Genomic DNA, 26,458 nt, shown 5'->3' with positions numbered 1-26,458 from the left:
GGCGCTGGTCCGGGCTGTAGCGGATGTCGTGATCGGTGTGTGCGAGGGCGGCCTCGCGCGCCAGCAGACCCGCGAGATCGGGCCGGACGGGATCGAGCGCAATCGCCTGGCAGGCAAGATCGCGATGCTCCAGCCGCGCGCAGCGCAGCAGGCCGGCAAGCCCTTCGGCGAGCGTATCCTCGAGAGGAAGCACGGTCTGCAGGACGGTGGGTCCCGAGTGGTTCGTCACCTCCTCCTTGAGCAGAGAAAGCAGCTGCGCGGCATGATCGGCAAAGCGCTCGCCTTGATCGACGCTCCCGCTCTCCAGCTGTACGATCCGGGCTTGCGGCATCTGCCTGCGCAGGCGGGAGGCGACCTCGTCCGGCGCCTCGCAGAGCGCCACGACATGCCGAGCCGGGGCGCTTGCGGCGGACGGCGGGTCCGTCTCCCGCCAGTGCGGACGGAACAGCAGCGGCAGGGCCGGCGCCGGCGTCGGTGCTCGATGATCCACGGCGGCGCGCTCTGGCAGCCAGTAGCGTTCCCGGGCAAAGGGATAGGTCGGCAGGCCGATGCGAACGGGGCGGGCGCCGCCGCGCAACTTTTGCCAATTTATCCGCGTGCCGGTAACCCAGGCTGCGGCGGCGGCCTCCAACGATGCAGACAGCATATCGTCGAAGCGGCCGCGCGCGGCACGGCCACGCCAGATACCGGCCCCCTCGCCTCCCTGCAGCGCCGCGTCCAGCAGACGGGCCAGCTCTGCCTTGTCTCCAGCGACGACGGCAAGCCTGTCCTCCAAGGCCTCGCGCCCGTCCTGCAGGGTCACAGCGGCGGCAGGAAGATCCGCTTCGGACAAGGTGTCGAGGCGGGCGCGGAACCGCTCCAGCACCTGCCGCAGCTGCCCTGCCTCGCGGGCGGAGAACGGATAGACCGCGCGGGAGGGGGCAACCTCCTGGAGAAATGGCGCCGGATAGTCCTCGATGATCAGATGGGCGTTCGAGCCGCCGGCCCCGAAGGAGGACAGAGCGGCAAGATGCGGCAGCTCGTTACCCTGCCCGTCCCGGCGGCGCGGCCACTCTTCCAGGCGCTGCTGGACGCGGAAGGGCGAGGCGGCGAAATCGATCTCGCGGTTGAGCCTTGCCGAATGCAGCGAAGGCGCCAGACGGCCATGGCGGAACTGCAGCAGCACCTTGGTGAGGCCGGCGATGCCGGCAGCGCTCTCGCCATGGCCGATATTGGACTTGACCGAGCCGATGGCACAGAAGCCGCAAGCATCGGTCTCCCGGCGATAGGCGCGGGACAGGGCGGCGATCTCGATGGGGTCGCCGAGGCTGGTGCCGGTGCCGTGCGCCTCGACATAGCCGATGTCCCCGGCGCGCACGCCCGCGCGCTGCATGGCGCGGCCGATGACGGCGGCCTGCGCCAGCGGGTTCGGCACGGTATAGCCGTTGGTCTTGCCGCCATGGTTGAGCGCCGAGGCGCGAATGATGCCGTGGATGCGGTCGCCATCGGCGACGGCACGCGACAGCGGCTTCAGCAGCACCGCGCCGACACCCTCGCCCGGCACGTAGCCGTCGCCGCCTTCGCCGAAGCTCTCGCAGCGCCCGGTGCTCGACAGGAAGCGCCCCTGCGCCAGCGCGAGATACTTGTTGGGATGCAGGGTCAGGTTGACGCCGCCGGCAAGGGCAACACGGCAATCGCCGGCGCGCAGGGCCTCGCAGGCGAGATGGATCGCCGTCAGCGAGGAGGAGCACATGCTGTCCACGGCCATGCTGGGCCCGTGGAAATCGCAGAAATAGGAGACCCGGTTGGCGATGGAGGCCGCGCTGCCGGACAGGGCGAGCGGCCGGCCGGCGGCGGTGCTTTGCGCGCCGTAGAGCTGATACTCCTCGTACATGACGCCGACGAAGACGCCGACATCGCCGCCCGCCATGCCCTCTGCGGCCGGTGCAACATTGGCGCGGGTGTAGCCGGCATCTTCCAGCGTTTCCCAGGCGCATTGCAGAAACAGCCGCTCCTGCGGATCAATGTAAGGCGCCTCGCGCGGCGAGATGTTGAAGAACAGCGGGTCGAAGCGGTCGAAATCGTCGACGAAACCGCCCCACTTGCCGCGCGGTAGCCCATCCCGCCCCTCCGGATTGTGGAACCTTGAATGGTCCCAGCGGTCGGCCGGGATCTCGGCGATGCAATCGCGCCCCGCGGCAAGGTTCTGCCAGAACGCCTCGACATCGCGCGCGCCGGGATAGCGCCCGGCCAGGCCGATGATGGCGATGGGCTCGTCCCTTGCCTCGCCCATGCGCTCACGGGCGGGCGGAGCAGCGAGAGCGGCAATCGCCGGGCGCGCGTCGGTGGGCGTCTCTCCCACGATCTCGGCGAGCTTCTGCGGATGGGCGGAAGCGAAGTGGCGAGCCAGCGCGGCCAGCGTCTGGTGCTCGAAGAACAGGGTGCTGGAGAGCGGACCAAACACCTTGCCGAGTTCGTCGGTCAGGCGGGTGATCAGCAGGGAGTCGATGCCGTAGGCCTCGAGAGCGGCTTGCGGATCGATTTCCGCAACCGGGATCCCGGTCTCGCGCGCCACGACCTCCGCGAGGTAACGCTCGGCCTTTACGGCCAGCGGGGCAGCAGCTTCCTCCCCCTCCGGCGTGCGGGTCTCCTCCGGCGTCGGCGCGTCTCTCACCAGTCGCAGCGTGAAGCCGCGGATCGCGACGCGGACATCGCCTGCCATATCGGCAAGATCGATGTCGATGCGGCGCAGACCGTTTGCGGCCGGCTGCTCGCGCAGATGCACCCACATTTCCTCGTCGGTCGGGCCGAAGACGTCCATCCGGTCCAGCGCGAAGGGCAGCGCCGCCGTGCCGCCGGACTCGCCGTGGAACAGGCCGAGCGCGACATGGAAGGCGGCATCGAGCATCGAGGGGTGCAGATGGAACGCCTCGCCGCCACGGGCGGCCTCCGGCAGCCGCAGCCGCGCCAGAGCCTCGCCCTCGCCGGCCTGCATCTCCACCACACAGCGGAAGGCCGGGCCGTAGGAGAGGCCGAGCGCGGCATAGCTGGCGTAGAGCCAGTCGCGGTCCAGCATGCGCGGGAAGCGGCCACGCAGCGCGGCAAGGTCGAGATGCGCCGGCGCAGAGCCGACCGGCCGGGGGACGACGCTGCCGCGCATGTGCTCGGTGTCGGTGCCCGAAAGCAAACGGAAGCTTTTGGCACCAGCTTCGCCCTCGTCCAACGGCAGCCGCACCTCTACGGAACCGGAGGCGAGTTCCAGCGGCCGGCGCCATGTCACACCCTCAAGACGCACGGGATCGCACCCACCGGCGGCCACGAAGGCGCTTCGGGCAAGCTCAAGCCCCATCGCGGCCGGCAGGATCGGCATGTCGCGGAACCGGTGATCGCGCAGGTAGAAGGCCGATGCCTCCAAACGGCGGGTGAAGTGGCTGTGGGCGGGCTCGGACACTACGGGGTCGCGCGCCGCTGTCGGCACGGCAGATACGGCCGGTGCGGCGACACGGTAGACCTCGCGGGCGAAGGGATAGGCAGGCAGGCGGACGCGGCGATGCGCGCCCGCAGCCTCGCCGAAACCGGCAAGGTCGCCGCCTTGCACGAAGTGCTGCGCCCACTCCTCGAGCGACTGCGGCAGTGGGAGGCGAACCTCCGTACGCGCCTGCCCGAGGTGAAGGCCCCGCATCGGGGCGCCCTCCAGGAACGTCCTCAGCGCAGAGATCACGTCCGCCAGCGAGCACGCGACAAACGCAAGACGCTGCTTCATCGGCGCCCGGCCGGCACGCAGGGTGAAGGCGATATCGGCAAGATCCGCGTCCGTGAAGCGCCCGCTCTCGAGTGCCTCCGCAAGATCCCGCGCCCGGTCCTCCAGACGCGCGGCATCGCGGGCGGACAGGACAATGAGCTGCGGTGTGGGCACTGCGGCGGCGGAGGGCGGCGCGGAGGGGTAGTCCTCCAACACCACATGAGCGTTGACGCCGCCGAACCCGAAGCTGCTGACGCCCGCCCGCAGCGGCAACTCGCGGCCCGCAGCATCGCGCAAAGCCGTCCAAGGCCGCCCCTGCCGGACAACCTCGAACGGGGAGCCGGCAAACTCGATATACGGATTCAGCGTCTCGCAATGCAGGCTCGGCACCAGCCGGCGATGCCGCATCTGCAACAGCACCTTGGCAACGCCCGCGATGCCGGCGGCGAGCTCCAGATGGCCGATATTGGTTTTCACCGAGCCGATGCCGCAGGAGCCTTGCGCGCGGTCGCCGGCAAAGACTGCCTTGAGCGCATTGATCTCCACCGGGTCGCCTAGGGCCGTTCCGGTACCATGAGCTTCGATATAACTCACGGTCGACGGATCGACGCCTGCATCCCGATAGGCGTTGCGCAGCAGATCGGCCTGCGCCTGCGTGTTCGGCGCGGTCAGAGAGTTGGCCCGCCCGCCGTGATTGATCGCCGTGCCGCGAACGACAGCCAGGATCGGATCGCCGTCGCGCAGCGCATCCGACAGCCGGCGAACCAGGATCATGCCGGCTCCTTCGCCTCGCACGTAGCCGTTGGCCTTGTCGGAAAAGGTCTTGCAGCGCCCGTCGGGCGACAGCATGCCGGCCTTGGCGAAGTTGATATGCGCTTCCGGCGTGACGATGGTGTTGACGCCGCCGACCAGCGCCATCTCGCAGTCGCCGTCGCGGATCGAGCGGACCGCGCGATGCAGGGCGACGAGGGAGCTCGAACAGGCGGTCTCCACCGGCTCGCTCGGCCCGTGCAGGTCGAGGAAGTAGCTGATGCGGTTGGGCCCGACCGAGGGCACCGCGCCGGTGGCGACATACCCTTCGCCGCCGGTGTCCTCGCCGATGATCTCCCGATACCCGCTCGACGAGGTGCCGACGAAGACCCCGACCTTGCGCCCGGCGAGATCGCGCGGCGAATGGCCGGCATCCTCGATGGCGTTCCAGGCATGCATCATCATCAGCCGCTGCTGCGGGTCCATGAGCCTCGCTTCGCGCGGCGAGATGCTGAAGAACAGCGGGTCGAACTCGAACACGCCGTCGATGAAACCACCCCAATGGATGTTGGTCTTGCCTGGATCCGCCTTCGGGTCGCCGTCGACCTCCTGCCAGTCCCATCGGTCGGGCGGAATGCGGGTGATGCAGTCGCGCGCTGACACGAGGTTCTGCCAGAAGGCGTCGGCGTTGCGCGCCAGCGGGAAGGCGCAACTCAGCCCGACGATGACGACCGGATCGTCCTCGGCGAAGGTCTCGCTAGCGATAGGACGCGGTGCCTCGACCTCCGGCGGAAAGTTTGTGACGGCGGGCAACGGCTTCGCCGGAACCGATGCCGCACCGGTGGCCGCCACCAGATCGGGCCCGGCGAGGGCCGCGACATGGCGTGCGAGACGGGCAAGCGTTGCGAATTCGAAGAAATCCGCCGGCGTCAGCGAGAGGTCGAGTTCGTCGTTGATGGCGGCTGCAAAGCCCGTCATCGTGATGGAATCAAAACCGAATTCGCCCAGTTCCGTCTCCGTGTCGAGAACGGACGGGTCGACCTCCAGCACGCGCGCAGCGATTGCAGTGACGCGGTCGAGGGCCGCAGCAGACATCTCGGCCGGCCTCGCGGACGGTGCCTCCTCCACCGGCGGACGGATGGACGGTGGCGCACTGACGGCGCGGGCGGCGAAGCCCTCGAAAAGCGCAAGAATACGGCCCGTTTCGTCGCACAGCCGGACGGTGTGGGTGGCACCGTCCCGTTCGCCGACCGCCCACATCACCGGCTCCGTCGGGCCCAGGACGACAAGCCGGCGCAGCGCATAAGGAACGGCGAGCGCCGCATCGTCGCCCGTTGTCAGCACCAGCAGCGACTGCAGCGCACCGTCCAGCATCGACGGATGGAGAGCCATATCGTCCGTCACTGCTGCCGGAAGCTCCAGCCGTGCAAGCACGCGACCATTGCCGGTCGCAAGACGGGTGATCGGCCGATGGGCCGGGCCGTAGCCGAGCCCCAGCGCCTCGAACCGGGCATAGAGCCTGGACGGATCGACCGCGCCGGACATGGTCCCGCGCAGGGCATCGAGATCGACCGGAGGCAGCACGATGTCCGACGCCGCGCGGACGCGGCCCTCGCCATGCACCTGCCGGCCCTCGCGACCGGAGGTCACAATACGATAGCTGTCGCCGGTCTCGTCCATCTCGACCTGAAGCCGCACGGGCGCCGCGTCGACCACGACCGGACGCAGCCAGGTGTGCCCGGTAAACTCCAGCGGCAGGCCGGCAAGGCCGCGCCGCTTCAGCTCGGCCCGCACAAGCTCGAACTGGACGACGCCGGGGAGGACCTTGCGGCCGCCGACGAGATGGTCGCGCAGGAAGCTCTCGCTCCCCTCGAGCAGCAGGCTTGCGGCGTTCGCAGGTACGGGTTCGGTGCCGCGCACCCAGTGGCGCGTGCCCGCGAAAGGATAGCCCGGAAGCCGCACGCGCCTGCGCCCGGCGCTGCCGGGAAGCTGCGTCCAGTCCACGTCGAGCCCGCGCACCCACAGGGCCAGCAGCTCGTCGTGGCGGGCGCGCGAGACGAGGCCGGCGGCCGCCTGCCGGAGGTCGGCATCCCCCTCCAGCACCGAAATGACGGCGCGGTTCGCCCGCACCCGGCCGAGATGCAGTCCGCCCACCTCCTCGCCGGCAAGGAAAGCGTCGAGCCGCCTGATTGCGTCAGCGCGACCGCTGGCGACGAAGGCCAGCCGGTGCTCCATGGCATCGCGCGCCACCTGCAGCGTGTGCGCGGCATCGGCCAGCGACACCGCCTCTCCCGCCTCGTCGAGATAGCGGCGCAGATCGCTGGCCATCGTCCGCAGCTGGTCCTCGCTGCGGGCGGAAAGGATCAGAACGGCCGGCATTCCGGTGTCGGCCGGCTGCGCAACCGGCGCGGCGACATGCTCCTCCAGCACCACATGGGCATTGCTGCCGCCGAAGCCGAAGGAACTAACCCCCGCCCGGCGCGGCAGCTCGCGCCCCGACGCGTCGCGGGCGCGGGGCCACTCCTGAGCCTCGCGCACGACGAAGAAGGGACTGCCCTCCAGCTTGAGGTAAGGGTTCAGTCGGTCGCAATGAAGCGTGGCGGGCAGCGTGCCATGCCGGATCTGCAGCAGCACCTTGATCAGCCCGGCAATGCCGGCGGCAAGCTCCAGATGGCCGATGTTGGACTTGACCGAGCCGATGCCGCAGGACGGCGCAACGCCGGCGCCGAAACGCCCTTCCGCTTCTTGCACGAGATCGGCGAAGGCGGCGGACAGTGCCTCGACCTCGATGGGATCGCCGAGCGGCGTGCCAGTGCCGTGCGCCTCGATATAGCCGACGGTGCGCGGATCGAAGCCGGCGGCGCGATAGGCGCTGCGCAGCAGTTCGGCCTGGGCCTTCGGATTGGGCGCCGTCAGCGAGGCGGCGTGGCCGCCGTGGTTTTCCGCCGAGGCACGGATGACGGCGATGATGTCGTCGCCGTCGCGCTCGGCCGCCTCCAGCGGCTTCAGGAACACGAGGCCGACGCCCTCGCCGCGCGCATAGCCATTGGCGGCATCCGAAAACGGCTTGGAGCGCCCGTCGGGCGACAGCATGCCTGCGCGCGAGAACCCGACAAAGGCTTCCGGCAGAAGCAAAGCGTTGATGCCGCCGGCAATCGCCGCATCGCAATGGCCGGAGCGGATCGCCTCGACGGCGCGGTGTACCGCGACCAGCGCGCTGGAACAGGCGGTCTCGACGGCAACGCTGGGGCCGTGGAAATCGTAGTAGTAGCTGATCCGGTTGGGCCCGAGCGAAGGCGCCAGGCCGGTCATCGAGTAGCCTTCGACGCCGCTGCCGGAGGCCGCGACCAGCCGGCTGTAGCCGGTATCCGCCGTACCGAGGAAGACGCCGGTGCGCGAGCCGGCAAGACGCGAGGGCGCGTAGCCGGCGTCCTCCATCACACGCCAGGCCTCGGTCAGCAGCAGGCGCTGTTGCGGGTCGATCATCCGGGCTTCGGGTGCGGAAATGCCGAAGAAGGCGGCGTCGAACTCCGCAAGCCGCTCGCCGATGAAGCCGCCCCATTTGACGTTGGTGCGGCCGGGTTCGCGCTGCGGATCGCCCCACCAGTCGCGCCAGTCCCAGCGCTCGGCCGGCACCTCGGAAATGCAGTCGCGCCCCTCGAGGAGGTTGTGCCAGAAGGAGGCGACATCGGCAGCGCCGGGGAAGATGCCGCTCATGCCGATGACGGCAACGGCACCGCAGGCAATCTCAGCGGCAGCAGCGGGGCGAGAGACGGTCGCGGCGACAGGTGCCGGCGCGGGATCCGTTGGGGCAACCGGCTGCGCGAGCTGCGGTGCCGGCGCACCGCCGAGGACGGCGATCATCGCCTCGGCATGGCGCTCCGCCAGATGTGCGGCGAGCGTTTCCAGCACCGGATGCTCGAAGAACAGGGTCGGCGTGAGGTCGAGGCCGAAGCGGTCGTTCAGCCGGTTGGCGAACTGGGTGAAGCTGATGGAATCGAAGCCGTATTCGGTCAGCTCCACATCCGGGTCGAGATCGCCGAGCGCGACCTTGAGGATCGCACCGGCCTCCTCGGAGACCGCGCGCAGGGCCCGCTGCCGGAGATCACCCGTATCGACCGACGTTGCAACGGAAGGTTTCGGCGCGCGCTCCGCTTTCGCCGTAGGCTGGGTGACCTCGCGGCAGACGAGATCGCGGATGCGCTCGCGCTCGCCTGCCGTGACCAGCAGGCGGGCGGCGCCCGGCGCGATCTCGTCGGCCAGCAGTCCGGCCAGCACCTTGATCCCGGCGCCGGTTTCCAGCGGAACGAGGCCAGTGGTCCGGCGCATCAAGGCCTCGGTCGCCGCATCCATGCCCATGCCGCCATCGCGCCATAGCGGCCAGGCGACGGAGAGCGTACGGCCGTGACATGCGCCGCGCCGACGCCGTGCCTCGCGATCCTCGGCGAACCCGTCGAGGAAGCCGTTGGCCGCGCCATAGTCGGCCTGACCGGGATTGCCCAGCACGCCGGAGATCGACGAGAAGAGAACCAGGAAGTCGAGAGGATCGGTACCCAGGGCCCGGTCGAGAGTGACGAGGCCGCGCACCTTCGGCGCGAAGACCTCCCGCAGCTGCGTCGCCGTCTTCTTCTTCAGCGCTTCGTCGCGCAACACGCCTGCGGCATGGAACACGCCGTCGAGACGCCCGTGCCGTGCGCGGACGCCGTCCACCAGAGCCTGTGTCGACTGCGGATCAGAAAGGTCGACCCCCGCATAGGACAATCTGCCTTCGGCATGCGCGGCGGCCGCGCTGCGGCCGGCAAGCACCACCTTCGCATTCGGAGCGGCGGCAAGGATCGCCCTCGCCAGATGCCGGCCGAGCCCGCCGGTTCCGCCAGTGACCAGGTAGACGCCATCGTCGCGCAGCGGCAAGGCGCTCTCGCGGCCCTTGCCGCTCGCCTCTTCCCCAGTCTCCTCCCACATCTCGACCGCAAGGTCGTCCGGCCCGGCGCGGAAGCGGTCGAGCGGAAGATGGCTTGCAGCCTGCAACAGACGCCCGGCGACCGACGCGGGATCGAGATCCGTCGCCAGCGCGATCAACTGGCCGGTCAGCCCGGATTGTTCGCGCGCGGCGCTGCGCAGCAGACCGACCAGGCCGGAGAGCGCCTCGTGACCCTCCCCGCCCGGCACCAGCACCTGCACGAGCACACCGCCCGTCTGCGCCTTCAGCACGTCGAGCAGGTCGAGGGCCGCAGCCTCGAAGCGTGCGGCAAGATCCTGTCCGGGCGCGCCCGCAAGCGGTCTGATCTCGGCGCCGGGGAGATGCCGGGCCAGTTCCTCGCGGTTGGCAGCCTCCGATGCGACGAGCACGAGGTGCCGGGCGGGCCGGCTCGCTCCGCCCTCCCCCTCGACGCTGCGCCAGACCGGCACGAAGCAGGGGGTTTCCTGAGGCGGCGCCTCGACATAGCTGCGGGTCGCAAAGCCGCGCAAGGCAACGCGCGCCGCGCCCGTTCCGTCCAGCAGCAGCAGGTCCATGCGCCGGGTACGAGGATCGCCGCCGGATGCGGGGCGCGGCTGGATATGCACCCAAAGGTCGGTGTCGAGCGGGCCGAAGATCTCGACAGCCTCGATGGCGAAGGGCAGCGCCGCGCCTTTCGGCGCCGTGCCGTCTTCCTCCATGACGAGGCCGATGGCGGCCTGGAAGGCGCCGTCCATCAGGCTCGGATGCAGGGCGAAGGCGTTGGCCGTCGCCGCCACCGCATCCGGCAGGCGGAGATGGCCCAGCACGGAGCGCTCGCCATTCGCGTCCCGCCCAAGGCCAAGCGACAGGATCGCCCTGTGCCCCGGCCCATAGGCAAGACCCATGGCATCGAAAGCAGCATAGACCCGCGCCGCCGGGATGGCGCTCGGATGTGCGAGGCTCAAAGCCGCAAGATCGGCAGCGGCCGGGGCTTGAGACACGCCATCGGCCACCAGCATCTGCGCATGCAGGCGCGGCTCCTCGCCGGCGGCAACGCTCAGCACCTCGGCGCGGCGGGCACCATCGGCAGCCTGCGTGAAGACGACCCGCACCCGCACGGGGCTTTCCACGGCAAGCGGGCTCATCCAGACGACCTGACGCAGGAGCGGCTGTCCGATCCCTGCCTTTACCGCCGCTGCCCGCACCAACTCCAGATAGGCAACGCCGGGCAGGACCGGGTGCCCGCCGATCCGGTGGTCGGCAAGAAAGAACTCGTGCCCCGTCAGGTCGATCTCGAACGTGTCGGCGCCGGCCGGTTGCGGCGACAGGCCGGGCGCGACAGCCGCCGGCGCGGCTTCTAGCGGCAGCCAGTAGCGCTTGCGCTGGAACGGATAGGAGGGAAGCGCCAGCCGCCGGCGCGGCGCGCCCGCATGCAGCTGCCGCCAGTCGACGTCGGCGCCGCCGGCCCAGGCACGCGCAATCTCGAGCGGATCGCGGTCGATGGGGTCAAGCAGCGTTTCGTCGGCACGCCGGCCGCGTGGAACCGTGCCGCGAAGCGCGTCGCCGCCCTCCCCCGCCAGTACGGCATCCATCTGGCGGAGAAGGTCGTCGGCATCGCGGGCGACGAAGGCGATCCGCTCGCGCATCGCGTCGCGCCCGACCTGCAGCGTCCAGGCAAGATCGCCGAGATTCGCGCCGGCCACATGCGGCCGCAGGCGGCGCACGGCCTCGACAAGCGCGTCCGGCGTGCGGGCCGAGAGGGGCACGATCATTGGAGACGACGTGGGCGCCGCCACAGGCGACGGCCCGCGATATTCCTCGATCACCATATGGACATTGGCGCCGCCCGCGCCGAAGGAACTGAGCCCGGCACGGCGCGGTTGCTCGACACCGTCGACGACGGGACGGTCCCAGCTCCGCGCAGCCTGCAGCAGGTAGAAGGGACTTCCCTCCAGCTCCAGCAGCGGGTTGGGCTCCTCGCAATGAAGGCTCCGGAACAGGGTGCCGGCGCGCATGGCGAGCAGCACCTTGATCAGCCCGGCAACACCGGCCGCGGTTTCCGCGTGTCCAATGTTCGACTTGACCGAGCCGAGGCCGATATGCGGCACCTCCGGCGCGGGCAGACCCTGCTCGCGGTAGAGCTCGGCGAAGGCGGTCTTCAGCCCCTCCACCTCGACCGGATCGCCGAGCGGCGTACCCGTACCGTGGCACTCGATCAGGCTGACGCTGCGCGGGTCGATGCCGGCAAGGCGATGCGCCTCCGCCACCAGACGGGCCTGGGCCTTCGGGTTCGGCGCGGTCAGCGAGGTCGCCCCGCCGCCATGATGCTCGACGGAAGCGCGGATGACGCCGAGGATCGGGTCGCCGTCGCGCTCGGCAGCGTCGAGCCGCTTCAGCAACACCGCACCGACGCCATCGGCGCGGGCATAGCCGTTGGCGGCGGCCGAGAAGGTCTTGCAGCGCCCGTCGGGGGTGATCATCCCGACCTGCGAGAACATGATGTGCTGCATCGGCGACAGCATCAGGTTCGAGCCGCCCGCGATGGCCATCTCGCAGCCTTCATGGCGGATGCTCATGATCGCGCGATGGATCGCCACGAGCGAGCTGGAGCACGCCGTGTCGATGACCGAACTCGGCCCGTGAATGTCGAGCAGGAAGGACAGCCGGTTGGGGCAGAAGGCGTGGCCGAGGCCGGTGAGCTGCTGGGCATCCATGATGCCGGCCCGGTTCACCATGTCGGTATAGTCGAGCAGGTTGATGCCGAGGAACAGCCCGACCTTGCGCCCGGAAAGCGAGCCGGGTGCATGGCCAGCCTTTTCGATCAGGCTCCAGACGCATTCCATGAACAGCCGGTGCTGAGGGTCCATCAGCTCGGCTTCGCGCGGCGAGATGTTGAAGAAAGCGGCGTCAAACAGGTCGTGCCCCGGCGTGAAGCCGCCGTATTTCACATCCGTGAAGGGTCCCTTCTTCGGATCGCCATGGACGGCCCGCCAGTCCCAGCGGTCTGCCGGCACTTCCTCGATGCAATCGTGCCCGGCAGCCAGATGCGCGGCGAAGGTCTCGAGATCCGGGCTTTGCGGAAAGCGCCCCTCCATCGAGATCACCGCGATGGGAACCTGCTGGCCGGTCGCGGTCGCCAGAGGCTGCTGGACGGGCCGCACCGCTTCGCCGACGCGTGCGATCCCCTCCCCCTTTGCAAAGGCGCGGTGGCGGGCAAGCCATGCCTCCGGCACATCGGCGGTTCCATCGGTTTCAGCCGTCGGAGGCGAGTGCGGCGGGGCGACCGTCGCAGCCGGCTGGGCCGCCACCGGCTCGGACGGACGGGCCGCATAGGCAGCCTCCACCGCCTTGCCGTAGCGGGCGAGCAGGATAGCCGCCAGATCGTCGAGGTGCTTCGCCTCGAAGAAGGTCGTCGGCGCGACAGTGATCGCGAAGTGCCGCGAGATGCGCGCCATCACCTCGGTGATCGCAATGGAATCGATGCCGAGATTGGCAAGGTTCTCGGTCGGATCGAGCTTGTCCTGAGGGATGCGCAGCGCCTGCGATGCCAGCCGGTGGACGTCCTCGGCAAGCCGGGCGGCAAGCGTTGTCGGCGCGGACGGCGCGCTCACATCCCCAGGCTCCGGCCGGCGCGAGGCGGCGCGCGCGCGGGCACGCTCGACCAGCTCCTGTTCGAGCTGCCGCGCCATACGCGCCTTCAGGTCCTCGGGCCGCCGCTCGTCCGTCATTGGGCCAGCGTCTCCGTCAGTGTACCGCCCGGCGCCGGATCGCCTTCCGCCAGCATGTCGCGATAGCGGCGCATGTGGGCCAGCAGCTTCCACAGGTCCGCCTCCCACTGGTGGCGGTAGCTGTCGATGAAATAGCCCTCTCCCAGGTCCGGCCGGTCGGTCTTCTTCGCTGCCAGGAAGCGCTCGAGCCCGGCGCTGCGGGCGAAAAGGGCCCGGGCATAGTTGCGCACGAAGAGCCCCTGCGTCTTGAGCCCGTCGCCGAGCCCGCCGGCCGCGTTGATGAAGCCCATAAACAGCAGGGTGTCGTGGTTGCGCGGGGTGGAATGCAGGAAGAGGTCCGGGATCTCGCCCTTCCACTCCAGCAGGTCGCGGTCGAGGAAGGGAAAATCGCGGCTGTAGCCGGTGGCGTAGAGGATCGTGTCGAACTCGCCCGCACTGCCGTCTGCGAAGGTGACCCTGCGCCCCTCCAGCGAGACGATGTCGCCCTTCGGTACGATGTCGCCATGGCCGATGTGGTAGAGGATCAGCGAGTTCATCACCGGATGGGCCGCATCCAGCGGATAGTCCGGGCGCGGCAACCCGTAGTCGGCGCCGTCATAGCCGGCGAAGCGGAACACCTCCTCGATATAGGCCAGCGTTTCCTCGCGGGTGGCGAACTTGTTGCCGAGCTCCATCATCCATTGCGGGGTCGGCTTCCCGTTGATGAATTTCGGCTGGTAGTAGTAGCCACGGCGGGTGCTGTGATGGACACAAGCGGCCGTCCGGACCGCATCGACGGCGATGTCGCAGCCGGAATTGCCGCCGCCCACGACCAGGACGCACTGATCCTTGAGCTGCTCGGCGCTCTTGTAGTCGCGGGCATGAAGGATGGTGCCGGTGAAGGTCCCGAGCCCGCTCGTATCGGGCAGGCGCGGCACCCGCTGCAGCCCGTTGCAGACCACGACCAGGCGATAGGTTTCCGCATGCCCCGCGGCGGAGCGCAGCTGCCAGCCGCCGGCCGCCGGATCGAGCCGCTCCACGGCCGCGTTGAAGCGGGCGCGCTCGTAGATGCCGTGCGCGCGGGCATAGTCGCGGATATAGGCCAGCATCTGGCGATGGTTGGGGTATGGTGGATAGTCCTCCGGCATCGGGAAATCCGGCACCTGGGTGTTGAATTTCGGCGAGATCAGGTGAAGCGAGGCGTAGGCGCGCCCGCAAGGAGCCTCCGCGTTCCACACGCCGCCGAGATCGGCCTCGGCCTCGTAGAGATCGACCGCAAACCCATCCTCGATCAGCTCGCGCGCGACGCCGATGCCGGTCGGGCCGCCGCCGATGATCGCGATCTTGCCGCTCATCGCACACCCTCCCCGGCCAGAGCAATCCGGCTGCCGCCGGCTTCCAGCGACCCGAGCCGCACGTCCCGCATCACCATGCACGCATTACCCTGTTCGTCGTAGAGCGAAAGAACCAATGGGCGACCATCGCCGCCCTCCATATGAAGCACGGCCCGCTCGCCGGCACTCGCCCATGCGGCCAAGCTCTCGATGGCGACGGGCGGACGGAGGGCACCGGCCGTCGCCGGCGCCGCCAGATGCCCGCCGAGACGGAAGGCCAGCAGCCGCCAGGCGGCATCCAGCCATGCCGGATCGAACAACATGCCGCCTGATGTGCCCGCCTCGCCGCGCGGACGCCGGAGCTCGGCAACGAGGCGATCCCCGACGAGGCTCACCCTGCCGACACTCGCGGCCTCGGGGGCTGCCGGTCCCGAATGGATGGCGCAGCGCTCGGCAAAGGCCCGATAGGCATCGCCGAGGTCGGTGCCGGCACCGGTGGCCGGCGTTTCCGCCCGGCCGGGTCGTTCCAGAAGCTCTTCGCTCGCAACAGCCGCGCCGAAATGCCAGGGGTCGGCTTCCTCGCCGTCCGCCACGACACGATACAAAAGCCCCTGCCCGTCGTCGCCGACCACAACCGTCAGATGCCTCGGGTGGCCGTTGACGGCGAGCGGGCTCCCCCACAGCAGATGCCGCAGCCCATGCACCGGGCGGCTGCCGGCGCGCTCCAGCGCCGCGCGTGCCAGTTCGGGCAGGAAGAGCCCGAGAACCAGCCGCCGGTCGGCGGACAGATGGCTGGTGAGATAGGGCTCGTCCCCGGTGAGCGAGATGGAGAAGCGCGCGATCTCGCCCCGGGCAGTCGCACCGTCCAGCATCGGATGGGCTTGCAGCGCGGGCGGCACGACGGTTGCCGGTGCGGCGGGCGCGGCGTTCTCGCCCGGCTCGACCCAATAGCGCTCGCGGGCAAAGGGATAGCCCGGCAGGCGGAGACGGCCTTTTGGCGGCAGGATCGACCAGTCGATGGCAAGCCCCTTGGCCCAGAGCTCGCCGACGCGCGACAGGCGGTCCATCTCGCCGGACGCAAGCCAGCGCGCGACAAGCGCCTTCGCATCGTCGTCCGTCTCGAACGGCGCGGTCGCGGACCGGTCGCCATCGGAGACGTGAATGGTGTCAAGCGGATGCCCCGCCGCGACCGAGGCAAGCGCGCGCAGCAGGTCTTCTCGGCCAGCGAAGGCGACGGCCAGCCTGCTGGCGAAGGCCGTGCGCCCGACCTGGAGCGTCTGCGCCAGCGCGCCGAGATCGAGATCGGGATGCGCGGCGACGAAGCGCTCGAGACCTGCAGCATAGTCCTGCAGGCGCTCGCGGCCGCGCGCCGACAGAACCAGCAGCCAGGGGCCCAGCGTTGCGGAGCGGCGCGCCGGGGTCGGCGCCTCCTCGAGGACCAGATGCGCATTCGTGCCGCTGAAGCCAAAGGCGCTGACGGCGGCGCGGCGCGGCGCACTCCCCTTCGCCGGCCATGGCTCCGCCTGATGGGTCAGCGCGAAGGGCGTGGCTTGAAGCGAGATATGCGGGTTCAGGCTGTCGAAATTCACCACCGGCGGCCGCTCGGCCTGCTCCAGGGCGAGCATCGCCTTCATCGCGCCGGCAACACCGGCGGAGGCCAGTAGATGGCCGATATTGCTCTTCACCGAGCCGATCCGGCAGTCGGCGTCCGCCGGCACATCGCGAAAGGCATCTCGCAGGCCCTCGATCTCGATGGGATCGCCGAGCGGCGTGCCGGTACCGTGGCACTCGACGAGACCGATGGTTGCCGGATCGATGCCGAAGCGGGCCTGCACCGAGCGCATCAGCGCAGTCTGGGCCTGCGGGTTGGGCGCGGTGATGCCGTTGGTGCGGCCGTCCTGGTTGGTTCCCCACCCACGAATGACCGCGCGGATGGGATCGCCATCGCGCAAGGCGTCGTCCAGCCGCTTCAGCAGCACGGCGCCGACGCCCTCGCCCGGCACGAAGCCGTTGGCGCGCGCATCGAAGGTGAAGCAGCGCCCGTCCTTCGACAGCATCGCGACCTTGGACGTGTCGATGAACATCTTCGGGCCAATGAGAACGCAGGCACCGCCCGCCAGCGCCATGTCGCAAGTGCCGGCGATGAGGCTCTCGCAGGCTTCGGCAATAGCCACCAGCGAGCTGGAGCAGGCCGTGTCGATGGACAGGCTCGGGCCGCGCAGGTCCAGCAGGTAGGACATGCGCGCGGCGAGGATCGAGCCGGAACTGCCGAGCAGGCTGTAGGCGTTGCGCTCCTCGATCAGGTCTTCGTAGCCGCTCGGGCCGGATGAGACATAGATGCCGCAGTTTCGGCCCGCCAGCGACTGCGGGTCGATGGCCGCATCCTCGATCGCATGCCAGGCGACCTGCAGGAACAGCCGCTGCTGCGGGTCCATCAGCTCCGCTTCGCGCGGAGTGATGCCGAAGAAGCCGGCATCGAACAACTCGATCCCGTCGAGCGCGCCCATCCACTTGCAATAAGACGAGCCGGGATGCGCCGGGTCTGGATGATAGAAGCGCGCGACATCCCAGCGGGAGGCCGGCACCTCCTCGATGCAGTCGCGTCCCTCGTGGATGTTGCGCCAGAAGGCTTCAAGATCGGCGGCCTTGGGGAAGATGCCGGATGCGCCGATGATCGCGACGGCGGGCGGCTCGTCGACCTTGCGGGCAGGCGCCGCGACGCCGGCTGGCGCGGGAACTGCCGGGGCCATGACCGGGGCGACGGGCTGCGCAGCAGCGTTGACCGGGACGAGCCCGGCGACATGGGCCGCGAGCGCCCCGACCGTCGGATGCGCGTAGACCACGGTCGCCGGCAGGTCGATGCCGAACAGCGCGTTCAGCTTGCGGATCCAGGTGACCGCGAGGATCGAGTCGAGACCCAATTCCAGGAAGCCGGCGTCGTCGCGGATCTCGCTCGCCTCGATCATCAGGTCCTCGGCGAGCGAGGCGACAAGCCGCTCGCGGATCTCTGCATGATGCGCCCCGGCGCCGCTCGCCACGGGCGCCGCCGCCTCGGCAACAGGCGCTGCCGGCTCCGACACTGCCCGCTCGGGCGGCGGAATTGCCGAGGACGGGACAAGCCTTGCGACGTGATCGGCCAGCCCGCCGACCGTCGGGTGCGCATAGACCGCGGTGGCCGACAGTTCGATCCCGAACAGCGCGTTCAGCTTGCGGATCCAGGTGACCGCGAGGATCGAGTCGAGACCCAGATCCAGGAAGCCGGCATCGTCGCGGATCTCGCCCACGTCGATCATCAGGTCCTCGGCGAGCGAGGCGACGAGCCGCTCGCGGACATTCGGCCGCGGGTCGGCACGCCCGGCAGAGGGGAGCGCCGGCTGCTGCCTAGGTGCGGGCAACGCTTCTCCGAATTTCTCCGCAATGCGGGCGCGGACGCGGTCACTGCCGATGAAGGTCGTCTCGTGCATGGCGAATTCGCGCTCCAGCACCTGATCGAGATGCCGGGCGATGACGGCCGCCCCTTCCGCCTTCACGGCAACGAGCTCCGCCTTCGGTTGCCGGGCCAGTGCATGCGCCCGCGCCAGCGCCTCGTCCAGCACGCGCGCGGCCGGCAGCACATCGAGATGGCGCGCCCGGCCGGCCAGTTCGCGGCCGCGATACTCGCGCGCGCTGAAGAGCACTTCCCGGCCGAGATCGTCGCCCAGCCGGTGCGGGAAGATCAGCGTCGCGCCTGCGCCCGGCGTGAAGCCGTACCAGAGGTAATTGCTGTGATAGAGGCCCTCGGTGGCGAGGATCGCCGCGTCGCAATAGAGCCCGAGCGACCAGCCCGCGCCGATGCCGTGCCCCTGCATGGCGGCGATCACCGGCAGCGGACAGGCCAGCGGCAGGCTGTAGATCCGTCGGTCGGTGAAGCGCGCTTCGCCGGCCTGCAACTCGGTGAGGCCCTCGGACGTCCCGCCGCAGGCGAAGTAACCGTCATGGCCGGTCAGGACGACGACCTTGGCCTCCGGCATCGTCGCAATGGCGGCAAAGGCCTCCTCGATCCCGTCCATGAAGGCGGTCGTGAAGGTGTTGCGGCCCGCGCGCTCCAGCATGCGCAGCAGCACGACGCCATCGGGGAACGCCTCCAGCTGCATCACGGATGTCGCAAGCGGCACCCGGCGCGGCTGGATCGCAACCGGACTGGCGGTGTCCGCATGCCGCATGAGCTGTCGCAGGCGGCTACGTTCCTGCGATCCCGTGAGCCCCGCGCCGACAAGCCGCGGCAGGGCCTTGCGCATATGCGCTTTCAGCAGCACCAGTGCCTCGCGCGGCGCACCGGCGATGGATGCGGCAAGCTCCCTCGCCGTTGTCTCGACGCTCTGCGCCGCAACGGCCTCCACTCCCGTCTCGATCCGGCGCGCCGCGAGTTGCCAGGGCAGCCCCTCGGGCAGAACCGGCAAGGACGAAATGGTTGCGTTCTCGGCACGGACGACGAAATCCGCCAGCAGCGCGGATGCCGTGCCGTCTCCCCCGAGCCGGGCGTCGAGGACAGCGACCACCGGCAACGGGCAGTCGAGCAGCGCGGTGGTGAGCGTACCGCCGGCGGCTGCACCGGAAGAACTCCACGCCTCGCCGCCCTGGACGACGACAACGCGGAGCGTCTCGTCCTCTCCCGCCTCGCGCAAGGCACGCTCCAGATCGCGGCGTGTCGCAGCGTTCCAGCGCCCCGTCAGCTCCAGCCGGCGCACGCCGTCCCGATCGCCGGCAAGGCGCACCCCGCCCGTCTCCTGCGGAGGCTGCGCCGCAGGGGAAACAATGGCGGCTTCCAGCGGCGCAAGCGCCACCGGAGCCATGGCCGTTGCGCTTGCGGCATAGGGGCCGGCCAGCGCAGCCGGATCGGCAAGGCGCAGCGGCATACCCGGCACGGCAGAGGCAACAGGCGCGGATCGCTGCGCGGTGCGAGGCGCTTCGGCCGCCACGGCCCGAGAGGCCGGCTGCGTGAGATCCTGGCGCGGTCTCTCGGTCACCCAATAGGACTTGCCGGCAAGCGGCGAGGCCGGCAGCGGGACACGGCGGCGCCCACCACCGAACAACCCCGCCCCTTCGATTTCGGCGCCCCGGACCCAGGCGCCGGCCAGGTGCTGCAGCCCGTCGCGCCACGCTTGCGGATCCGCTCCTTGCGAGACGGCAAGGGCACCGGCAATCCGGCGGCAATCGTCCGCAAGCGCTGCATTGCCACTCTCATCCGCAGGCGATGCCGATGCGCGGTGGATCCCCTCCGCGCTCTCGCCAGTCGCCCATGCACGCAGCTTCGCGGCAAGATCGCGAGTCCCAACGGCAACGATGGCCAGCCGCTCGGCCATGGGACGCCGGCCGACGAGCAGCGTGTGGGCAATGTCGGCGGCCTCGCTGCCATCTGTCATCTCCAGGTGAGCGGCCATGCGCTCGGCGAGATGGCGCAGCAGTGCCTCGTTGCGCGCAGAAAAGACGAAGAGGAACGACGGCAGTCCGCTTGCCGCCTGCGGCTGGGCGGGCGCTTCCTGCAGGACGGCATGCGCGTTGGTGCCGCCGAAGCCGAACGAGCTGATCGCGGCCCGGCGGGGCGTCCCGTCACGTGCGGGGAAGGCGAGCGGCTCGCCGTTCACCCGGAACGGGCTTTGCGAGAAATCGATGCCAGGGTTGCCGCCGCCGAAATGAAGCACCGGCGGCACTGTCCGGTGCTTCAAGCTCCAGAGCGCCTTGATGAGGCCGGCAATACCGGCGGCCGTGGTGGCGTGGCCGATATTCGCCTTGACCGAACCGAGCAGCTTTGCACCCGCCTGCCCGCCCCCGTGCACACGGACAAGGGCCGCGTGCTCGATGGGGTCGCCAAGCGGCGTGCCCGTGCCGTGCGCCTCGACGACGGTAATGCTCGCCGGATCAATGCCGAAGCGCTCGTAGACCTCGCGCATCAGGCGCTCCTGCGACAGCGCGCTCGGGGCGGTGATGCCGTTGGTGGTGCCGTCCTGATTGGTACCGCTGCCCAGGATGACACCGTGCACCGTGTCGCCGTCGGCCAGCGCCTTCGACAGCGGTTTCAACAGGACGGCGGCCACCGCCTCTCCCGGCACGATGCCGTCCGCGCCGGCCCCGAAGGGCGCGCAGCGGCCGCTCGGCGACAGCATGTTGGCCTGATTGGCATAGAGGAAAAAGCGCGGCGAGCTCTGGACGAAGACGCCGCCGGCCAGCGCCATGTCGCATTCGCCCTCGCGCAGGCTGCGGCAGGCCATGTGGACGGCAACGAGCGAGCTGGAACAGGCGGTATCGACCGCAATCGCCGGCCCCCTGAGATCCAGCCAATAGGAGAGCCGCGAGGGGATCAGCGACGTGGTGTTGCCCCAGAACGCCTGGCCCGGGGGCTGCTCGCGGAACAGTTCCTGATAGTCGCCATGGGCGCAGCCGACGAAGACGCCGCAGCGCGATCCGACGATATCGGGTCCCGCATGACCGGCATGCTCCAGCGTCTTCCAGGCCTCCTCCAGGAACAGCCGCTGCTGCGGGTCCATCCAGGTCGCCTCAAGGCCTGAGATGCCGAAAAACACCGCATCGAAGCGGTCGACGCCCTCGATGAAGCTGCCGTGCCGGCCGTAGCCGCCCTCCGGCACATCCCGGTAATGCGGGGCAAGATCGAAGCGGGTGACGGGGCCGACGAGATCGTCTCCCGCCATCAGGTGCCGCCAGAACTCCTCGACGGTCTCCGACCCGGCAAAACGTCCGCTGGCGCCGATGATGGCAATCGGCTCGGCTTCGCTTTCCGCCGAGCGTGCCGGAACAGGGGCCGGCGCGGCGAGCGGCATGGCAGACGCGGCATCCGTCCTGTTCAGTGCGGCCAGCGCCTCGCCATGCTCGCGGCGCAGGAAGGCTTCCAACTGGCCGACGCTGGCGAAATCGAACAGGCGCGTCTGGTCGAACGGGATGCCGAGCGCCTTGCGCAGGCGATGGGCGAACTCCGCGCCGAGGATCGAGTCGAGACCGTAGTCCGCGAAGCTGCGCATCACGTCGATGCTCTCGGGCGCGACATTCAGCGTCGTCGCGACGATACTGCGCAAGAGGCCGCGCAGGTCGTGGCTCGCCTCGCTGACGGGCGCCTGGGGACGGAATGCCGGCACCGAGGCAGCAGCCGGCTTTTCCGCAGGCGCCGCAGCCGACGCACTGGCTCCGATCGCCCGCGCGGCAAAGAGCTGCTGGCCGAGGCGTCGTTCAGCCTCGCCGGAGCCGGTGATCCAGTCGAAGCCCGCCTCCCGCAGGGCCGAGGCCCAGCTTTCGGGCGCCAGCGACGGCGTACCGGGAATACGGCGCTCGCCGTCGGTAAAGCGCCACCAGCCCTCCAGCAGGCCGAAGGTCACGTGGGTGAAGAGCGTCGCCCTGCTCGTCTCGTTGACCAGCAGCACGCCGCCCGGCGCGAGGGTTTCGCGCACTGTCTTCAGCGTACGCACGATATCGGCCGTCGCATGCAGGACATTGGCGGCGATGACGAGATCGTAGCGCCCGGGCTCGACCTCCTGCCCGGCGAGCGGCTTTTCGATATCCAGAAGCGCCGTCCGCAGACCCGGCACTCGGCCCACATAGCTGCGCTCGGCATGGATCAGAAAGGCGCGCGACACATCGGTGTAGCAATACTCAGTGATGCGGCCGGCGAGCGGCGCGAGTGCTGCAAAGACCGGCTCGCTGGTCCCGCCCGTCCCGGCGCCGATCTCCAGGATGCGCAAGGGGCGCTCCGGTCGGCTTGCGCCGACAACCTTCGCAGCCGCCTGCGCGAGCGCCTCGCTGAACCGAGCGGCAACCGCGTTCTGCTTGTAGACTGCCTCGACCAGCTCCAGCGAGCCCTGCGGGAACAGCACGTCGGTTGCCTTGCGTGCCCCCGTCAGGATGTCCGGCAGGGCCTCAAGCGAGGCTTCGGCAAGGCGCATCTGCGGTGCAAGACCGCCCGCCTCGCGGCTGGTGTGCCAGCGGCTCCAGGCGTCTTCCTCGGAGAGGGCTTCCCCACCTTCGCGCGCCAACAGATCGCGCGCGGCGCGATACCAGCGGCGGAGATCCTGCGTGACAGCTCCCTCCGGCACCCGGGCTAGCTGCGCCGCCAGCACCGAGGCGACAAGCCGGTCGAGCCGGTCCTGCTCGGCCTCCAGCCGCTCGTCGCCCTGCGCTGCGGTGATCGCCCGTTCCAGCTCTCCGCCCGCCGGCGCTTCGGTCTGCGGCAGCCAATAGCGGTCCCGCGCGAAAGGATAGGTCGGCAGCGACACGACGGCCGGACGAGTGCTGCGCGGCAGGCGCGCCCAGTCTATATCGATGCCCTCGACCCAAAGGGCCAGCAGCTTGTCGAGCCGGCCTTCCTGCCAGGCGCGCTCCGCGAGTTCCTGCAACACGCCGTCGCCGCGCAGGGTCGCCAGCAATCCGTCGACGCCCTTCGCCTCTCCTGTATGGATGCCGGCGCCCGCCTTGCCCTTCAGCCAGTCGTCCAGTCGCGCGGCCAGTTCGTCGATGCTCGCCGCCTCGATGCCGAGGCGATGGGCGAAGGCCTCGCGCCCGACCTGCAGCGTGTAGGCGACCGCGTCCAGCGGGAGGGCTGTCCTGCTCTCCGCCGGGAGCCCCTGGCCCGCCAAAGTCTCGGCCAGCGTCTCGATGCTGGCGAACCGGTCGAGCGACGGCAGCCGGGCGGCGGAAAAGTGCTCCTCAAGCCGGCGCCGCAGCGCCAGCAGCTCCGGCCCCTCCAGCCCCAACGCGTCGAAGCTCTCGCCCGGATCGATATCTGCCACCTCGACGCCGAGCACGGCGGCAAGATCGTTCGCGATGCCGGCCGCAACTGTCTGCGGCGCGGCAGGCGCGCCCGTCGCGGCACCGGAGCGCAGCGCCGCCAAAAGGTTCTCCGCCTGGGAGCGCAACTGCTCCGGCGTGCGCGCCGACAGGACGATGGCCTGCGGCGCGGGTGCGGGCGCGGCGCTTGCAGGCTCGCCCCGCCATTCCTCGACGATCACATGCGCGTTGGCGCCGCCAGCCCCGAAGGAGGAGATGCCGGCAATGCGCGGGCCGTCCACCCGCCACTCCGCCGCCTGCCTCTGGAGCGAGAAGGGCGTTGCGGCAAGGTCGAGATTGGGGTTCGGCGTCTCCGCATGCAGCGTCGGCGCCAGCATCCCGTGGCGCATCTGCAGGATCACCTTGGTCAACCCGGCGATGCCGGCGGCCGCCTCGAGGTGCCCGATGGCGGACTTCACCGACCCCAGCGCGCAGAAGCCCGTCTCGGCCGTATCCGGCGCGAAAGCCTGGGTCAGCCCGTCGACCTCGATGGGATCGCCGAGCACCGTGCCGGTGCCGTGCGCCTCGACATAGCTCACATCGCGCGCCGACAGGCCGGCACGGTCGAGCGCGGCGCGCACCACGTCGCGCTGCGCCGCCGGGCTCGGCACCGTGTAGCCGTTCGCGCGCCCGCCGTGGTTGATCGCGCTTCCCCGGATCAGCGCATGGATACGGTCGCCATCGGCCAGCGCGCGCGACAACGGCTTCAGCAACACGCAGCCTACGCCCTCGCCGGGCACGAAGCCGTCGGCCACTGCGCCGAAACTGTGGCAGCGTCCGCTCGGGCTCAACATGTGCGAGGCGCAGAGTTCGACATAGTTCGAGGGGTGCAGGTAGAGATTGACGCCGCCGGCCAGTGCCATGGAGCAATGACCGGCCCGTAGCTGCTCGCAAGCCTCGTGGATCGCCGTCAGCGACGAGGAGCACATCGTGTCGACCGGCAGGCTCGGCCCGGCGAGATCGAGCGCATGCGAGACCCTGTTGGCGACGCTGGCGAAGGACGTGGCCGGGCGCACCATTGCTCCGCCCTCGCCCCGGAACGGGCCGTACAGCGCGTAGCCGGTCTTGGTCACCCCGGCGAAGACGCCGACATCGGCACCCTCGCGGCCGCCGGCCACAGCCTTCAGCCGCGCGCGGGTGTAGCCGGCATCCTCGCAGGCCGCCCAGGCGCACATCAGGAACAGGCGCTCCTGCGGGTCCATCGCCGCCGCGTCCCTCGGCGAAATGCGGAAGAACAGCGGGTCGAACCCGGCGAAGTCCTCTAGGAACGCGCCCCAGCGCGAATAGCTGCGCTGCGAGGCGACGGCCTCGTCGACATCCGGCTCGAAAAAGCCCTCAAGGCTCCAGCGCTCGGCCGGGATTTCGCCGACCATATCGCGGCCGTCCCGAAGGTTCTCCCAGAACGCGTCCAGCGTCTCGGCGCCGGGATAGCGACCGGCAAGGCCGATGACGGCAATCGGCTCGCTGCGTTCCATCGGCGCACCGCGCGAGGGGGCAACTGCCTTTGCCGGCGGTGCGATAGCGGGTACAGGCTCGGCAGCATCCGTGACACCGGTCCAGCGGCGGCAGGCTTCCGGCTGGCGCTCCGCGAGCCAACCCGCAATCGCGGCAAGCGTGCGATACTGGAAAAACAGGGTTTTCGGTAGCGCCTCGAAGATCCCCCCCAAATCGCTGTTGAGCCGGGTGATCACAAGAGAGTCGATGCCGTAGTCCTCCAGCGGCGCCTGCGGATCGATGCGGCCAACCGGATGGCCGCTGATCTTCCCGAACAGCTCGCCGAGCCGGGCGATCGTGCGTGAGACAAGCTGCGAGGACACGGCGCCGCCGCCCGTCACGGCCCGAGGCTCAACCGGCAGGGCTTCGGAAGCGTCCCGTTGCACGAAGAAGCGGCGAGCGCGCGCCGCATCGCCGGCAATCACAGCGGCCTGCGCATGGCCGGCGCCGAGAATGGCGTGCAACGCGGAAAGGCCCGCCTCCGTCTCCAGCGGCCGCTGGCCCATGCGCTCGAACAGCGCCGCCTGCACCTCGCCGCCGGCCTCCATGCCGCCGTCACGCCACAGCGGCCAGCCGATGGAGGCGATCCGGCCGCCCGACTGCCCGGCTAGGGCGTCGAGGAACCCATTGGCGGCGGCATAATCCGCCTGCCCGGCATTGCCGAACGACCCGGCCAGCGAGGAAAACAGCACGAAGGCGTCGAGATCCAGCCTGCTGCATGCCTCGCGCAGGGCGAGCGTGCCGGTCACCTTCGGCGCGAGAACCTCGGCAAGGTCCGCATCCCGCTTCCAGGCCAGATGCCCGTCGCGGAGCGTACCGGCGCAGTGCACCACCGTGTCGAGCCTGCCATGCACCTCGATCACATGGGACACGAGGTCTGCGACCGCGTCAGCATCGCCCATGTCCACCTGCCGGTAGCCGCCGACCGCGCCCAGCGCCCTCAGTTCACCAAGGAACGCCTCGCGTTCCGCGTCGAGCGGCCGGGAGCCGGTCAGCACCAGAACCGACCCCTTCGCCGTTTCTGCGATATCGCGCGCGACCAGCCGGCCAAGCCGCCCCATGCCGCCGGTGACCAGCGCCACGCCGCGCGGTCGCCAGGCGAACGGCTTCGCCGCTGCCGGGGCCTCCCGCCAGCCGCGCACGAACCGCCGGCCGTTCGCATGACGAATGCGCTCGCCCGCCGGCGCCCCGACCTCGGAGGCCAGCAAGCGGGCGGCATGATCGGGCGCAAGACCCTCGGAAAGCTCGACCACCTGTCCGAGAATGCGCGGATCCTCAATGGCAGCGGTGTCCAGCATTGCGCCGAGGCCCGCAAGCAGGGCTCCCTCGCGCGCCGGCGAAAGCGCCAGCTGCACCAGCACCCTGCCCTCGCCCGGCTCCCTCGCGAGGTCGCGCAGCAGGCCCAACAGATGCGCGGCAGCCTGGGCATAGCGCGTGCCGGGACCGCCCCTGCTGGAGGCAAGCGTGACGAGTTCGCATCCGGGACGCGCCTCGACATCGATCCCACAGGCAACGACGATGCGCCGGCCCTGGAAGACGCCGACCGGAGCTTCCTGCTCCCGCCATTCCGGCACGAAGGTCAGCGTCTCGGTCACGGGCACGACGCCGGGAATCCAGTAACGCGTGGCGGCGAAGCGGCGCGGCGGCAAAGGCCGGCGCTTCGGCGGACCATCTCCCACGTGGTCCTGAAGCACCACATGAGCAT

3 protein-coding genes (2 of these 3 running past the window's edge) are annotated in these 26,458 nt (G+C 69.9%); all 3 read right to left on the bottom strand.

All coding sequences use genetic code 11. The annotated features are described in order from the left end of the window. Tightly spaced (each overlapping or abutting the next), the 3 genes in view from MNI96_RS15990 to MNI96_RS15980 form a layout consistent with a single transcriptional unit that may run on beyond the window. Positions 1–13,138: the 5' portion of a non-ribosomal peptide synthetase gene (locus tag MNI96_RS15990; RefSeq protein ID WP_249694766.1), read on the bottom strand. It extends 7,187 nt beyond the left edge of the window; only the first 13,138 of its 20,325 coding nucleotides appear in the window; the start codon lies at positions 13,136–13,138; its stop codon lies beyond the left edge, outside the window. After that, positions 13,135–14,472: a flavin-containing monooxygenase gene (locus MNI96_RS15985; RefSeq protein ID WP_249694764.1), complete on the bottom strand. Its 1,338-nt coding sequence runs from the start codon at positions 14,470–14,472 to the stop codon at positions 13,135–13,137. Before MNI96_RS15985 ends, MNI96_RS15990 begins: the two co-directional genes overlap by 4 nt. Then, on the bottom strand, positions 14,469–26,458 hold the 3' portion of the coding sequence (locus tag MNI96_RS15980; protein WP_249694762.1) for an SDR family NAD(P)-dependent oxidoreductase. Its footprint extends 8,671 nt past the window's final position; 11,990 of the gene's 20,661 nt are visible here — the last part of the coding sequence; the start codon falls outside the window, past its right edge; it ends in the stop codon at positions 14,469–14,471. Before MNI96_RS15980 ends, MNI96_RS15985 begins: the two co-directional genes overlap by 4 nt.

Origin of the sequence: Stappia sp. WLB 29, assembly GCF_023507705.1 — a bacterium.
In the GTDB taxonomy this organism is placed as follows: Bacteria; Pseudomonadota; Alphaproteobacteria; order Rhizobiales; family Stappiaceae; genus Stappia.
Note: the sequence above shows the minus strand (reverse complement) of the source record. Positions and strands in the feature narration are given on the sequence as shown.

Bases quoted from the DNA above. Each gene is read 5' to 3' on its own strand.
- MNI96_RS15985 (WP_249694764.1), bottom strand. From the start codon at position 14,472: ATGAGCGGCAAGATCGCGATCATCGGCGGCGGCCCGACCGGCATCGGC.